15 protein-coding genes are annotated in these 13,718 nt (G+C 71.6%); 5 read left to right on the forward strand and 10 right to left on the reverse strand.

Annotation, left to right across the window (positions count from 1 at the left end):
- The first annotated feature begins 61 nt into the window (after positions 1–61).
- Complete coding sequence (gene bfr / locus OHB13_RS08335; protein WP_266857870.1) at positions 62–541, forward strand: bacterioferritin; 480 nt, start codon at positions 62–64, stop codon at positions 539–541.
- Positions 542–563: 22 nt separating this feature from the next.
- Here bfr and OHB13_RS08340 read toward each other — a convergent pair whose 3' ends face one another.
- Positions 564–821 (reverse strand): (2Fe-2S)-binding protein, encoded by a 258-nt coding sequence (locus OHB13_RS08340; protein ID WP_266857868.1) that lies wholly within the window; start codon positions 819–821, stop codon positions 564–566.
- Between the two features lie 188 nt (positions 822–1,009).
- Complete coding sequence (locus OHB13_RS08345; RefSeq protein WP_266857866.1) at positions 1,010–2,365, reverse strand: class II 3-deoxy-7-phosphoheptulonate synthase; 1,356 nt, start codon at positions 2,363–2,365, stop codon at positions 1,010–1,012.
- A gap of 104 nt (positions 2,366–2,469) precedes the next feature.
- Here OHB13_RS08345 and OHB13_RS38730 point away from each other — a divergent pair, with 104 nt between their 5' ends.
- Entirely contained in the window at positions 2,470–2,526 is a 57-nt protein-coding gene (locus OHB13_RS38730; protein ID WP_405755813.1) for a trp operon leader peptide, read from the forward strand.
- 117 nt (positions 2,527–2,643) lie between these two features.
- Entirely contained in the window at positions 2,644–4,506 is a 1,863-nt protein-coding gene (locus OHB13_RS08350) for an anthranilate synthase family protein (RefSeq protein ID WP_328376585.1), read from the forward strand.
- Between the two features lie 110 nt (positions 4,507–4,616).
- Here the strand turns inward: OHB13_RS08350 and OHB13_RS08355 are convergent, their stop codons facing one another.
- The 4 genes from OHB13_RS08355 to OHB13_RS08370 form a co-directional block, all read right to left on the reverse strand.
- The gene (locus OHB13_RS08355) at positions 4,617–5,645 is read right to left on the reverse strand and encodes a 6-phosphofructokinase (protein WP_266861148.1); all 1,029 of its coding nucleotides are present in this window, start codon (positions 5,643–5,645) and stop codon (positions 4,617–4,619) included.
- A gap of 162 nt (positions 5,646–5,807) precedes the next feature.
- A complete protein-coding gene (locus OHB13_RS08360) occupies positions 5,808–6,497 on the reverse strand; it encodes a response regulator (protein ID WP_266857862.1) in 690 nt (229 codons plus the stop codon).
- Positions 6,494–7,816 carry a MacS family sensor histidine kinase gene (gene macS / locus OHB13_RS08365; RefSeq protein WP_328376586.1) on the reverse strand — a complete coding sequence of 441 codons (1,323 nt, stop codon included), beginning with the start codon at positions 7,814–7,816 and terminating at the stop codon, positions 6,494–6,496. The genes OHB13_RS08360 and macS overlap by 4 nt, the downstream gene beginning before the upstream one ends.
- A gap of 27 nt (positions 7,817–7,843) precedes the next feature.
- Positions 7,844–8,602: a lysophospholipid acyltransferase family protein gene (locus OHB13_RS08370; protein WP_328376588.1), complete on the reverse strand. Its 759-nt coding sequence runs from the start codon at positions 8,600–8,602 to the stop codon at positions 7,844–7,846.
- 160 nt (positions 8,603–8,762) lie between these two features.
- Between OHB13_RS08370 and OHB13_RS08375 the strand changes: the two genes are divergently transcribed.
- Together OHB13_RS08375 and OHB13_RS08380 are read left to right on the forward strand one after the other, a co-directional pair.
- Positions 8,763–9,542, forward strand: coding sequence for an alpha/beta hydrolase (locus OHB13_RS08375; protein WP_266857856.1), 780 nt, complete (start codon positions 8,763–8,765; stop codon positions 9,540–9,542).
- Positions 9,535–10,113 carry a hypothetical protein gene (locus OHB13_RS08380; RefSeq protein WP_328376591.1) on the forward strand — a complete coding sequence of 193 codons (579 nt, stop codon included), beginning with the start codon at positions 9,535–9,537 and terminating at the stop codon, positions 10,111–10,113. Before OHB13_RS08375 ends, OHB13_RS08380 begins: the two co-directional genes overlap by 8 nt.
- 30 nt (positions 10,114–10,143) lie before the next feature.
- Here OHB13_RS08380 and OHB13_RS08385 read toward each other — a convergent pair whose 3' ends face one another.
- The 4 genes from OHB13_RS08385 to OHB13_RS08400 all read right to left on the reverse strand — a co-directional run bounded on the left by OHB13_RS08385 (position 10,144) and on the right by OHB13_RS08400 (position 13,717).
- Complete coding sequence (locus OHB13_RS08385) at positions 10,144–10,896, reverse strand: endonuclease/exonuclease/phosphatase family protein (protein ID WP_328376592.1); 753 nt, start codon at positions 10,894–10,896, stop codon at positions 10,144–10,146.
- Positions 10,897–10,975: 79 nt separating this feature from the next.
- Positions 10,976–11,917 (reverse strand): ROK family glucokinase, encoded by a 942-nt coding sequence (locus tag OHB13_RS08390; RefSeq protein WP_266857853.1) that lies wholly within the window; start codon positions 11,915–11,917, stop codon positions 10,976–10,978.
- Between the two features lie 69 nt (positions 11,918–11,986).
- A complete protein-coding gene (locus tag OHB13_RS08395) occupies positions 11,987–12,439 on the reverse strand; it encodes a DUF5304 domain-containing protein (RefSeq protein ID WP_266857851.1) in 453 nt (150 codons plus the stop codon).
- 132 nt (positions 12,440–12,571) lie between these two features.
- Complete coding sequence (locus tag OHB13_RS08400) at positions 12,572–13,717, reverse strand: ArsA family ATPase (RefSeq protein ID WP_328376595.1); 1,146 nt, start codon at positions 13,715–13,717, stop codon at positions 12,572–12,574.
- Between the last annotated feature and the right edge of the window lies 1 nt (position 13,718).

The raw sequence follows: 13,718 nt of genomic DNA on the forward strand, positions 1-13,718 counted from the left end.
GGTGGGCGGTGACAGGATGCGCGGAATCTGCCCGGATCCACCCCTGGAAGGAGCCTCTGCGATGCAGGGCGACCCCGAGGTCATCGAGTTTCTCAACGAGCAGCTGACCGGAGAGCTCACGGCGATCAACCAGTACTTCCTGCACGCGAAGATGCAGGAGAACTTCGGCTGGACCAAGCTCGCGAAATACACCAGGTCCGAGTCGTTCGACGAGATGAAGCACGCCGAGATCCTCACCGACCGGATCCTCTTCCTGGAGGGGCTGCCGAACTACCAGCGGCTCTTCCACGTACGGGTGGGCCAGACGGTCACCGAGATGTTCCAGGCGGACCGGCAGGTCGAGGCCGAGGCCATCGACCGGCTCCGGCGCGGGATCGAGGTCATGCGCAACAAGGGCGACATCACATCCGCGAACATCTTCGAGTCGATCCTGGCGGACGAGGAACACCACATCGACTATCTCGACACCCAGCTGGAGCTGGTCGAGAAACTCGGTGAGCCGCTCTACATCGCCCAGCTGATCGAGCAGCCGGAGAGCTGAGAGGGACGGGCCGGGGCGGGGCTCAGGCGGCTTCGGGGAGCGGTGATCCGGCGGGCTCCGGCCGGCCGACGGGCTCCTGTGCGGGCTGCCGCCGCCCGTCGAGCAGTTCACGGCGGGGGCAGCTTCCCCGGCCGAGGAGCGCCTGGATGCTGCGTACGCAGCCGCCGCAGTCCGTACCGGCCTTGCAGGCCGACGCTATTTCGCGGGGGGTGCACGCACCGGCGTCCGCGTGGTCCTTCACCTGCTTCTCGGTCACGCCGAAGCACGAGCAGACATACACGCGGGTTCACCTCCCGGACGGGATCGCTGACGACGGGGACCACCCCGAAGCAGCTTCAGCAGCTTCGGTGAGGCAATCCTAACCTTACCCGCCGCTCCGGGGGTGCAAAAGGGCCGTGGGGTCCGGATCGCTGTGATCCGCGCCCCACGGCCCTTTCCGCTGTACTGCCGGTGTCGCTGTCCTGCCGCCTACTGCGCCCGGTACATCTCCGCGACCAGGAACGCCAGGTCGAGCGACTGGCTGCGGTTGAGCCGCGGGTCGCAGGCCGTCTCGTAGCGCTGGTGCAGGTCGTCGACGAAGATCTCGTCGCCGCCGCCCACGCACTCGGTGACGTCGTCACCGGTCAGCTCGACATGGATGCCGCCGGGGTGCGTACCGAGGCTCTTGTGGACCTCGAAGAAGCCCTTGACCTCGTCGAGCACGTCGTCGAAGCGGCGGGTCTTGTGGCCGGACGCCGCCTCGAAGGTGTTGCCGTGCATCGGGTCCGTGACCCAGACGACCTGGGCGCCGGACGCGGTGACCTTCTCGACCAGGTTCGGCAGCTTGTCGCGGACCTTGTCGGCGCCCATCCTGACGATGAAGGTCAGCCGGCCGGGCTCGCGGTCCGGGTCCAGCCGCTCGATGTAGCTGAGCGCCTCCTCCGGCGTGGTCGTCGGGCCGAGCTTCACGCCGATCGGGTTGCGGATCTGCGAGGCGAACTCGATGTGCGCGTGGTCCAGCTGCCGGGTGCGCTCGCCGACCCAGACCATGTGGCCGGACGTGTCGTAGAGCTTGCCGGTACGGGAGTCCGTGCGGGTCAGCGCCGACTCGTAGTCGAGGAGCAGCGCCTCGTGCGAGGCGTAGAACTCGACCGCGCGGAACTCCGCCGGGTCGGTCCCGCACGCCTTCATGAAGTTGAGCGCGCTGTCGATCTCGCGGGCGAGCTGCTCGTAACGCTGCCCGGACGGCGAGGACTTCACGAAGTCCTGGTTCCAGGCGTGCACCTGGCGCAGGTCGGCGTAGCCGCCGGTGGTGAAGGCGCGGACCAGGTTCAGCGTCGAGGCGGACGCGTGGTACATCCGCTTGAGCCGCTCGGGGTCCGGGATCCGGGACTTCTCGTCGAAGTCGAAGCCGTTGACCGAGTCACCGCGGTACGTCGGGAGCGTCACGCCGTCGCGGGTCTCGGTGCCCTTGGAGCGCGGCTTGGAGTACTGCCCCGCGATCCGGCCGACCTTCACCACGGGCACGGAGGCCGCGTAGGTGAGCACGGCGCTCATCTGCAGCAGCGTCTTCAGCTTCGCCCTGATCTGCTCCGCGGACACGGCGTCGAAGGCCTCGGCGCAGTCCCCGCCCTGAAGCAGGAACGCCTCGCCCCTGGCCACGGCTCCCAGACGCTCGCGCAGCTGGTCGCACTCGCCCGCGAAGACGAGCGGCGGATACGACGTGAGGTCCGCGATCACATCGCGCAGGGCTCCGGCATCCGGGTACTCGGGCTGCTGCACCGCGGGAAGGTGTCGCCAGGCCGCCTCTGCGGCGGGGGTTTGGGTTTCAGCGTTCACGGTCACACCGCCAACAGTACGGGGTCACCGTCACCGGTTCTGGTGGTGCCCGGTGGATGAGACGGACGGGCATCCCGGACGGGCATCGCCGATGCGCTACAGTCCCGACCATGTTCGCGACGACGATTCGAAACTGGTGGTGGACCGCTCATCCGGCGGCCCACTGACATCGCGCGCACAGACGAAGCGAAGGCCGCCCGAGGGGCGGCCTTCCGTGTTTCCACCGGCCGTTCCTCTCCGTATCCCCTCCCCGCACCGCGGGGCGCCCGGAAGGAACAACCCCGATGCTCATCAGCGCACTGCTGGACGACCACCGCCCCTTCGCCCTGCTGCGCAGGCGTGCTCCCGGCCATGACCACGACACGGTCGAGCTGCTGACCGGCGAGGTCCACGAGGTGGCACGGCTCGCGGACATCCCGGACGGCGGCAGCGGTCCGGTGCTGGCCCTGGTGCCGTTCCGGCAGATCGCGGAGCGCGGTTTCGACGTACGCGACGACGGGACTCCGCTGGCGGTGCTGGTCGCCGACGAGACGTACGAGCTGCCGCTCGGCGAGGTGCTCGACCAGCTGCCCGCCCACGGCGTGCAGGTCGAGGACGGCGGCTTCGACATCAGCGACGACGCCTACCGGGAGATCGTCGGACGGGTCGTCGCGGACGAGATCGGCCGCGGCGAAGGGGCGAACTTCGTCATCCGCCGTACGTACACGGGCTCGGTCCCCGGCTTCGGACGGGCGGACGCGCTGGCCCTCTTCCGGCGGCTGCTCGACGGTGAGCGGGGCGCGTACTGGACCTTCGTGGTGCACACCGGGGAGCGCACCCTGGTCGGCGCGAGCCCGGAGGTGCACGTCCGGATGTCCGGCGGGACGGTCGTGATGAACCCGATCAGCGGGACCTTCCGCTATCCGCCGGAGGGGCCGACCACCGAGGCGCTGCTGGAGTTCCTCGGCGACCGCAAGGAGACCGATGAGCTCTCCATGGTGGTGGACGAGGAGCTGAAGATGATGTGCACCGTCGGCGACATGGGCGGGGTCGTCGTCGGGCCGCGGCTGAAGGAGATGGCCCATCTCGCGCACACCGAGTACGAGTTGCGGGGCCGTAGCTCGATGGATGTGCGGGAGGTGCTGAAGGAGACGATGTTCGCGGCGACCGTCACCGGTTCGCCGGTGCAGAACGCCTGCCGGGTCATCGAGCGGTACGAGGCGGACGGGCGCGGCTACTACGCGGGCGCGCTGGCGCTCATCGGGCGCGACGCGGGCGGGGCGCAGACGCTGGACTCGCCGATCCTGATCCGTACGGCGGACATCTCGGCCGGGGGCGCGCTGCGGGTCTCGGTCGGCGCCACGCTCGTACGCCACTCGGACCCGGCGAGCGAGGTCGCCGAGACCCATGCCAAGGCGGCGGGGGTGCTGACGGCCCTCGGAGTACGGGAGGGCCGGCCCCGACGGGAGACGGCGGGGCCGCGGCTCGCGGACGACCCCCGGGTGCGGGCAGCCCTGGAGTCGCGGCGGGCCGACCTCGCGCCGTTCTGGCTGCGGATGCAGGAGACGACCGCCACCGTGGCGGGCCATGCGCTGGTGGTGGACGCGGAGGACACCTTCACCTCGATGCTGGCGCATCTGCTGCGGTCCTCGGGGCTGGAGGTGACGGTGCGGCGGTACGACGAGCCCGGTCTGCGGGAGAGCGTCCTGGGGCACCGGGGCCCGGTGGTGCTCGGCCCGGGGCCCGGCAACCCGGCGGACCGGACCGACCCGAAGATGCGGTTCCTGCGGGGGCTCACCGCGGAGCTGGTCCGCGACCACCGGCACGGGCTGCTCGGGGTGTGTCTGGGCCATGAGCTGCTGGCGGCCGAACTGGGCCTGGAGATCGTCCGGAAGGCGGTCCCCCACCAGGGCGCCCAGGAGCGGATCGACTTCTTCGGACGCCGGGAGACGGTCGGGTTCTACAACTCGTACACAGCCCGGTGCGACGACAGCGCGGCGGCGGAGCTGGCGATGCACCGGATCGAGCTGAGCCGTGAACCGGTCGGCGGCGAGGTGCACGCGCTGCGCGGGGACGGGTTCGCCGGTGTGCAGTTCCACCCCGAGTCGGTACTGACGAAGAACGGCGCCCGTCTCGTGGCCGGGCTGCTGGCGGGGGTGCTGGTGTAGACGGCCGTCCGGCGCGGACAGCGGACGTACGGCGCTGGTGCACGGCGCTGGTGCACGGCGTAGTGCGCGGGCCCGCTCAGCCTCGGCGGCGCGGGCCCGCCCGCCCGGGCTCAGCCGAAGAAGACCCCGGCCTCACGGTAGAGCGCGGGGTCGACCGTCTTGAGCCGTGCGGTCGCCTCGGCGATCGGCACCCGCACGATGTCCGTCCCGCTGAGGGCGACCATCTTGCCGAAGTCCCCGTCGCGTACGGCGTCGATCGCGTGCAGGCCGAACCGGGTGGCCAGCCAGCGGTCGAAGGCGCTGGGGGTGCCGCCGCGCTGGACATGGCCGAGGACGGTGGTGCGGGCCTCCTTGCCGGTCCGCTTCTCGATCTCGGTGGCGAGCCATTCGCCGACCCCGGAGAGCCGGGTGTGGCCGAAGGAGTCGAGGGTGCCGTCCTTGAGTACCGCGTCGCCGTCCCTGGGCATCGCCCCCTCGGCGACGACCACGATCGGGGCGTACGAGGCGCGGAAGCGCGAAGTCACCCAGGAGCAGACCTGGTCGATGTCGAAGCGCTGCTCGGGGATGAGGATGACGTTGGCGCCGCCGGCCAGCCCGGAGTGCAGGGCGATCCACCCCGCGTGCCGGCCCATCACCTCGACCACCAGGACCCGCATATGCGATTCGGCGGTGGTGTGGAGGCGGTCGATGGCCTCGGTCGCGATACCCACCGCCGTGTCGAACCCGAAGGTGTAGTCGGTGGCCGAGAGGTCGTTGTCGATGGTCTTCGGTACGCCGACACAGGGGACCCGGTACTCGTCCCAGAGGCGGCCGGCCACGCCCAGCGTGTCCTCGCCGCCGATCACGATCAGCGCGTCGACCCCGTCCCGTGCGAGGTTCTCCCGTACCCGGTCGACGCCGTCCCCCGTGCGGAACGGGTTGGTGCGCGACGAGCCGAGGATGGTGCCGCCGCGCGGCAGGATCCCGCGCACCTCCGGGATGCCGAGTGTGACGGTGTCGCCCTCCAGGGGGCCGCGCCAGCCGTCCTTGAATCCGGTGAACCCGAAGCCGTACTCCTGCACGCCCTTGCGGACGGCAGCCCGGATGACCGCGTTGAGCCCGGGGCAGTCGCCGCCCCCGGTCAGCACTCCGACCCGCATGGAACCACGTCCCTTCGCAGTGGAAGACACCGTTCGCAGTGGAAGACACCGCCGTCCACGCTACGGTGACCCAGGTCACAAAGGGATAGGGCGGAAGGTCAATTCCCGCCCTGCCGGGTGCGGTTGGCCTTGACTGCCGCGGCCTGTTCCGGACGAAGGGACCTAGGCATCATCGAGGCCGCGCTCTATCGCGTACCGGACGAGCTCCACACGGTTGTGCAGCTGGAGCTTGCCCAGGGTGTTCTGTACGTGGTTCTGCACGGTGCGGTGCGAGATGACCAGGCGTTCGGCGATCTGCTTGTAGCTCAGCCCCTTCGCGACCAGCCGCAGCACCTCGGTCTCCCGCTCGGTGAGCTGCGGGGCCTTCGGCTCGTCGGAGGCCGCGGGCGCCGGGTCGGACGCGAGTCTGCGGTACTCGCCGAGCACCAGGCCCGCCAGGCCCGGGGTGAACACCGGGTCGCCTGCCGCGGTGCTGCGGACGGCGTCCGAGAGCTCCTGTGTACTGGCCGACTTCAGCAGATAGCCGGTGGCGCCGGACTTCACCGCCTCCAGTACGTCGGCGTGCTCACCGCTCGCCGAGAGCACCAGGACCCGGAGCCCGGGGTCGGCTCCGACCAGCTCCTTGCAGACCTGTACGCCCGGCATGCCCGGCAGGTTGAGGTCGAGCACCAGGACGTCGGGGGTGACGGCCCTGGCCCGCCGCACCGCCTGCGGGCCGTCGCCCGCCGTGGCGACGACGTCGAAGCCGGCGGCCGCCAGATCCCGGGCGACCGCGTCCCGCCACATCGGGTGGTCGTCGACCACCATCACCTTGACCGTCCGCTGCTCACTCATCCGGTTCCGCTCGCTCATGTCCGTCCGCTCCCCCGTGCGTTCCGCTTGTGCCCCGGATCCCGCGGGCTCCTCGGGACTTTCAGTTCCACCTCGGTGCCCTGGCCCGGTACCGAGATCAGCTCGGCGCTGCCACCCAGATCCCGCAGCCGGCCGCGGATGGAGAGAGCGACACCGAGGCGCCCCTCCCCCTCGGCGACCGCGAGCCTCCCCGCCGGGATACCGGGGCCGTCGTCCCGTACGGTCACGATCACCTCGTCCGGCTCGTCCTCCAACAGGATCCACGCCCGGGCTCCGCTGCCCGCATGTCTGCGGACATTGTCCAGGGCGGCACTGACAGCCGCGGCGAGCTCCTTCGCGGCCACCGGCTCCAGGAGCACCGGAGCACCCGGTTCCGCGAAGGTCACCCGCGATCCGGCGTTCGGGGCGAGCAGCGCCCGCAGATCGCAGGGCCCCGGCTCCGGCCCGCCGGCTTCCCGCGCACCGGGCTCCCGTCCGGCCCCGTACCCGCCGCCCCGCCTGTCCGGTCCGTCCCGTCCATCCGGTCCGTCCCCGTCAGTGCCGCCGGGAGCCCCGTCGGTGCTGACGGGGTCCCGGGCCGGCGGGACGAGACCGCTGGAGACCAGGGTGCGCAGGGCCACCTCCTGCTCCCCCGCCATCCTGCCGAGCTCGGCCGACTCCCCGCCCAGCTCGGCGCCACGCCGCTGCACCATGGCCAGCACCTGGAGCACGCTGTCGTGGATGTCGCGGGCCAGCCGCTCCCGCTCACGGGTGGCCGCCTCGATCTCCAGGGCGCGCGCGAGAGTGCGCTCGGAAGCCCGGGCGACCTCGACGATGTAGCCGATGGCGATGGAGGCGATCCACACCAGGATCACGTTGTGGATGGTGTCCCCGCTGGGCTCACCGCGCTCGGTGACGTTGGCGACCGCCACCAGCGACGACGCGAAGGCGGCCCAGCGCCAGCCGCCCTTGATGGCGAAGGCCAGGACGGAGCCGGCGGTCCATATGGACGGCATCGTCGTGGCGCCCCCGACGACCCGGGCGTGCGAGTCGGCGACGGGCGTCAGCAGGATGCCCGCGAGGGCGACGGTGAGATCGGCGCCCAGGAAGCGCTTGGTGCAGCGGGCGGCGTTGGCCACCCTGGGAAGGGTCGCCAGGGTCCAGACGGTCAGTACCGCGAAGTAGCCGATGGCCACCCACGGGCGGTGGAACTCCCGGTACGCGAAAGCGAACAGCAGGATCGCGTAGACCATCGTCAGCACGCGGTACGCGGTCAGAGCCCGCCACAGGGGCAGCTCCACCGACATCCGTACGACGCGCTCGCGCCGGTCCTTCGCCATCACACCCACCCCCGACGGACAGTACGGCTAGCTGCCGGACCCGTCCGCCCCGTCGCTCTTCTCTCCGGCCCCGGCGGCCTCGGCGGCCTTCCGGGCCTTGTCCTCGTCCGCGATCCGGCGCTTGGCAGCGGTCGCGTAGATGTCCACGTACTCCTGGCCGGAGAGCTTCATGATCTCGTACATGACCTCGTCGGTCACCGAGCGCAGGATGAACCGGTCGTTCTCCATGCCGTAGTAGCGGCTGAAGTCGAGCGGCTTGCCGATCCTGATGCCCGGCCGCATCAGCTTGGGCATGACCTGTCCGGGCGGCTGGATCTTCTCGGTGTCGATCATCGCGACGGGGATGACGGGGGCACCGGACGCCAGCGCCACCCGGGCGAGACCTCCGGGCTTGCCCCGGTAGAGGCGGCCGTCCGGTGAGCGGGTGCCCTCCGGGTAGATCCCGAAGAGTTCGCCCCGGGCCAGCACCTCGACACCACTCCTGATCGCGGCCTCGCCCGCGCCGCGGCTGCCCGAGCGGTCGACCGGCAGCTGGCCGACGCCCTTGAAGAAAGCGGCGGTGAGCTTCCCCTTCACACCGGGCGACGTGAAGTACTCGGCCTTGGCGATGAAGGTGACCTTGCGGTCCATCACGGCGGGCAGGAAGAAGGAGTCCGAGAACGACAGATGGTTGCTCGCGAGGATGGCGGACCCCTCCGCGGGGATGTTCTCAAGCCCTTCCACCCAGGGCCTGAAGGCGACCTTCAGAGATCCCCCGATGGCGAACTTCATTGCGCCGTAGATCAACTCGCATGCCTTCCTGTGACGGTCGGACCGACCATATCCCGCGCGGGGCGTGCGCCCCCGGCCATCCGCCCCCGGTCCTGGGGTGACGGCCCTGGTCGGTGTCGGTCCGGTCGCGTACGGTGAAGTACACCTTTCGAGACCTGACGAACAGGAGACCCCGGTGCCGGTGCTTCCTGGAGCCGAGCCCTACCGCCACGAAGGCGGAGAGACCGGCGTCCTCCTCTGCCATGGATTCACCGGATCGCCGCAGTCGCTGCGGCCCTGGGCCGGGTATCTGGCCGAGCAGGGACTGACGGTCTCGCTGCCGCTGCTTCCGGGGCACGGCACGCGCTGGCAGGACATGCAGGTCACCGGCTGGCAGGACTGGTACGCGGAGGTGGACCGCGAGCTGCGCGCCCTGCTCGACCGGTGCGAGCGGGTCTTCGTCTTCGGCCTCTCGATGGGCGGCGCGCTGGCCCTGCGGCTGGCCGCCAAGCACGGCCACTCGGTGAGCGGCCTCGTCCTGGTCAACCCGCTGAACAAGGTGCACGGCCTCGCGGCGCAGGCGCTCCCGGTCGCCCGGCATCTGGTGCGTACGACGAAGGGGATCGCCAGCGACATCGCGCTGGGCGGCTCCGTCGAGGTGGGTTACGACCGGGTGCCGCTGCACTGCGCCCACTCGCTGCGGCGTTTCTGCCGGCTGGTGGACCGTGAACTGCCCCAGGTCACTCAGCCGTTGCTGCTGCTGCACAGCGCCGAGGACCATGTGGTGCGGCCCTCGGACTCGGCCCGCATCCTCAGCCGGGTCTCGTCGACGGACGTCGAGGAGGTCCTGCTGGAACAGAGCTACCACGTGGCGACGTTGGACCACGATGCGGAGCGGATTTTCGAGCAGAGCCACGCGTTCATCGGCCGCCTCGCTCCGAGCGTCGGGATGAAGGGGAGCACCACCGGTGGCTGAGAACGAGGCGGAGCGCGAACCGCAGCCGATCGACGAGGAAGCGGTGTGGGCGGCGATCGTCGCGGGGTACGGCGAGGAGCCCGCCGATCCCGCGGGCACCAAGCCCTTCAAGTCGGTGGAGGACCTCGCCCTGCTGGAGGAGGGGGTCAACGCCGACGGGGCCCGGGAGCCGGCGGCCGAGGAACCGGACACGGACGCCGAGCCCGGTCCGGCGAGCGGGCCCGGCCGGCCGCTGGGCAGCTCGGTCGTCTTTGCCCCGGGCGTCGGCGGCCCGCGCGACCACGGCCTGGCGCAGCCGTCCGACGACGACCTCGGCCCTTCCGACGAGGGCCACTTCGTCCAGCCCGACCCGGATCTCCCCGAGGCGGACGTCACAGCGAAGTTCGCGTGGCTGGCCGTCGTGGGTGGGCCGGTGCTGCTGATCCTCGCCGTGGTGCTGGGCTGGGACATGACGTGGTGGCTCGCGACGCTCGGTATCGGCGGGTTCCTCGGCGGGTTCGCGGCGCTGGTGGTGCGGATGGGGCCGGGGGACGACGACGAGGACGATCCCGGCCGGGGCGCCGTGGTCTAGGACTGCTGCCCTTGGTTTGATCCGGTCGCCTCAGGCGCCGGACGGGCCGGTCCGTACCCGGAGCGCCGCGAGTACCGGGAGATGGTCGGACGCCGCCCGGAGGTCCGCCTCCGGGATGTCCTGCGGCACCCCGCACCCCAGTACCTCGACCTCCGGCGTCGCGAAGACCGCGTCGATCCGCCGGTCCGGGTCGGCCGCCGGGTAGGTGTGCTCGCCGCCCCACGGCTTCACCGCACGGCAGTCCTGGAGCTCCGCCGCCAGCCGCCGGAAACTCCGGCCGTCCGGGCGGTCGTTGAGGTCTCCGGCGACGACCGCGTGCGGGACGTCCATCGAGCCGAGCCGGTCGAGCAGCAGCCCCGCCTGCGTGTGGCGCTCGGCGGGCTGCAGGCTCAGATGGCAGTTGAGCACACCGAGCCGGGCACCCCCGATACGGATCACAGCGGTCGCGAAACCGCGCCGGTGCTGCCCCGGGGTGCGCGGCAGGAGCACGTCCTCGCTGCGCTCCACAGTGGCGCGCAGCGAACAGAGCAGCAGCGGGCCGGCCGCGGGAGCTCCGCCGCCGAGTGTCACCAGGTCGGTGGCGGCCGCGAGCCGGGCCGCGGCCTTGCGCCAGCGGAAGAAGCGCGGGGCCTCCTGGATGAGGACCAGATCGGGGTCGCAGGCACGGATCACCCGGACCAGCGCCGCGCGGTCGTCGCGCATCGAGCGGATGTTGTAACTGAGCACCCGGATTACGGCCGAGCCGCTCTCAGTACGAGATTCGGGCAGCGTAGTGATCGCCATGGGCGACACCCTACGACGGGCAACGGGCGGCGCCTGCCGCACCCCGGGGATGCGGCAGGCGCCGGTCCAACTGCCCGTGTCAGCCCTGGCGGGCCAGGTCCGCGGCGCCCACCAGCCCTGCCTCGCCGCCCAGTTGGGCCGCGAGCACCTGGGCGTGCGGTCGCCATGCGCCGCCGATCAGCCAGCGCCGGAACGACTTGCGGATCGGGTCGAGGACCAGTTCGCCCTCGTCCGACACACCACCGCCGACGATGAAGGCCGAAGGGTCGAAGAGCGAGGCCAGATCGGCCAGACCGGCGCCGGCCCAGCGGGCCAGCTCGCGGAACGAGTCGATGGCCACCGGGTCGCCCTGGCGGGCGGCCTCGCTGATGTGCTTGCCCTGGATGCCGCCGGGGGTGCCGTCGCCGAGGCCGAGCAGCACCTGTGCGTGGTCCGGGGTGGCGTTGGCGCGCTGAGTCGCGTACCTGACGAGGGCCCGGCCCGACGCGTACTGCTCCCAGCAGCCCTGGCTGCCGCAGCCGCACAGCAGCCCGTCCGGGACGACCCGGATGTGGCCGAACTCGGCGGCCACACCGAACCGTCCACGGCGCAGCTTGTTGCCGATGATGATGCCGCCGCCGAGACCGGTGCCGATCGTGATGCAGATGACGTCCTCGTGCCCCTGGCCCGCACCGAACTTGTACTCGCCCCAGGCAGCCGCGTTGGCGTCGTTCTCCACGACCACGGGCAGGCCGATGCGCTGCTCGACCTTGTCCTTGAGCGGCTCGTGCCGCCAGTTGATGTTCGGCGCGAAGAGGACGGTCGCCCGCTTGTCGTCCACGTATCCGGCTGCCCCGATGCCGACCGCCTCGATCTCGTGCCCCTTGCCGGCCTCGGAGACTGCCGCGCAGATAGCGTCGACGATGCCTTCGGCGGTCGGCGGGGTGGGCACCCTGTGCACATCGAGAATGGCGCCCTCTTCGTCGACCACTCCGGCCGCGATCTTCGTGCCGCCGATGTCGACGCCGATGGTGAGTCCCATGAGTCCCTCAGTTTTCGGTCGAGCCCCGCTGAGGGGCAACCGTACCCGAGGGCCGCAGGCACGGGGTGATCAGTCCAGATCGATGCGCTCGGCCGGGCCGGGGCCTTCGTCGCCGCCGTCGTCCTTGCCCGCGTCCCGGCCCTCGGCCGTTTCCCGGCCCGCGGTCCACCGCTGCTCCTGCTTCTCCACCGCCGAACGGTAGGCGGCGAGGAGTTCACCGCCGGCGGCCGCCAGGTGGTCGAAGACATCGGGGTTACGCTCGACCACGGGCTCGACGACGGACTTCGCCTGGCTGAGGAACTGCTGCACGGCGCCCTGGGCGGCCATGCCGGGGAGCGACGACTGGAAGTCGGACACCTTGTCGGCGACCGCTTCGAAGAGCTTCTTGAGCTCGTCGGCCGCCGATCCCTCGGGGCTTCCGTACTGGGCGCGGCGGCGGGCCTTCTCCGCTGCGAGGTCCTCGGCGCAGGCCTTCGCCCAGGCGTCCGAGTCGGTGTCGGGCTGCTCGGTGGCTTCGCTCATGGCGGACTCCTGCGACGGATACGGGTGTACTTCGGACCGTACTTACGACGTTACCCGAACGGCCCTGCTACGTTCACCGGCCCGGTCAGCGGCAGTCGGGCCGCTCGGTCGACGGCTCCGTGTCCGGGCCGGTCAGCGGCTCTGCGGCCACAGCCCCGGATCGGGCGCGAACCGGATGCCCAGCACCCCGTCCGTGAGCCCCGCGCCCTCGACCGTGCAGCGGCGGAGCGCGGACGGCAGGGTGACGGTCCTGCGGAACGGCCCTGCGGTGAGCAGCAGTTCGTCGCCGCGCCGCACCAGGCCCAGCTCCTCCTTGACCGCGCCGGGCAGCGGAAGCTGCCAGACCACCACGCCGTCGTCAGCGAGCCGGTCCTCGACGCTCCACTCCGGGGCCGCCGCACGGCGAGCGGCCGGGCGTTCCAGCGGGACCAGCTCGTCCGCGGTGCGCGGGGCGCGTCCCAGATGGGGAAGTTCCGCCACGTCCACGTCGCCGAAGCAGGCCGACAGCTCCTTGAGGTGCTCCTGCTGCTGGGCCGCGAGCGCGGCGAGCCAGGGGTCGCGGGAGCCGGTGGGCAGCAGCCGGTTCGCGACGACCAGGTCGAGGGTGCGGCGGTACAGGGCGATCCCGGTACGGGCGGTGCGCAGCGCCCGGGTGGCGGCGGGTCCCGGCTCGGCCACCAGCCGCACGGTGGTGTCCGGGTCGTCGATCCTGGCCTGGACCGCGGCCAGTTCGTCCTCCCACCGGGCGGTCGTCCCGTACACCCACTGCGCGGGCATCGGGACGCCCGCGAGCTGGGCCAGCATCGGGCGCAGCGCGCGGGCCGCCTGCCGCTCGGGCGGCAGCAGCCGGCGCAGGTAGCGGCGGAGCTGCTCGGGGAGGGCGAGGACGGCCAGGGTCTCCTGGACGGGAGGCATGTCGACGACGGTCAGGTCCCACTCGGCGCTGTCGACGGTGCGCAGCGCGTGCAGCAGCGCGAGCTGCCCGGCGCCCGGCAGCTCGGTCAGCTCCTCCTCGTCCAGCCTGGCAGCGCCGAGCAGATCGAGGGCCGCGGCGCCGCGTTCCTGGAGGGCCAGCAGTTCGGTACGGAAGTGTGCGCCGGAGTCGATCCGTTCGGCCCGCACCCCCGCGTCGCGGGCGGCGGACAGACTCTCCCCCGGGTCCGGGTCGGTGGAGAGCAGCAGGACCCGTTCGCCTTCGCGCGCGGCCGCCAGCGCGGTGGCCGCCGCGACGGTGGTGCGGCCCGCGCCGCCGAGGCCGGTGACGAGGACCGTACGCATC

Origin of the sequence: Streptomyces sp. NBC_00440 (assembly GCF_036014215.1) — a bacterium.
In the GTDB taxonomy this organism is placed as follows: domain Bacteria; phylum Actinomycetota; class Actinomycetes; order Streptomycetales; family Streptomycetaceae; genus Streptomyces.

Coding starts and splice junctions, on each gene's coding strand:
- bfr (WP_266857870.1), top strand. CDS start 62: ATGCAGGGCGACCCCGAGGTCATCGAGTTTCTCAACGAGCAGCTGACC.
- OHB13_RS08350 (WP_328376585.1), top strand. CDS start 2,644: ATGCTCATCAGCGCACTGCTGGACGACCACCGCCCCTTCGCCCTGCTG.
- OHB13_RS08355 (WP_266861148.1), bottom strand. CDS start 5,645: ATGCGGGTCGGAGTGCTGACCGGGGGCGGCGACTGCCCCGGGCTCAAC.
- OHB13_RS08360 (WP_266857862.1), bottom strand. CDS start 6,497: ATGAGCGAGCGGAACCGGATGAGTGAGCAGCGGACGGTCAAGGTGATG.
- macS (WP_328376586.1), bottom strand. CDS start 7,816: ATGGCGAAGGACCGGCGCGAGCGCGTCGTACGGATGTCGGTGGAGCTG.
- OHB13_RS08385 (WP_328376592.1), bottom strand. CDS start 10,896: ATGGCGATCACTACGCTGCCCGAATCTCGTACTGAGAGCGGCTCGGCC.
- OHB13_RS08390 (WP_266857853.1), bottom strand. CDS start 11,917: ATGGGACTCACCATCGGCGTCGACATCGGCGGCACGAAGATCGCGGCC.
- OHB13_RS08395 (WP_266857851.1), bottom strand. CDS start 12,439: ATGAGCGAAGCCACCGAGCAGCCCGACACCGACTCGGACGCCTGGGCG.
- OHB13_RS08400 (WP_328376595.1), bottom strand. CDS start 13,717: ATGCGTACGGTCCTCGTCACCGGCCTCGGCGGCGCGGGCCGCACCACC.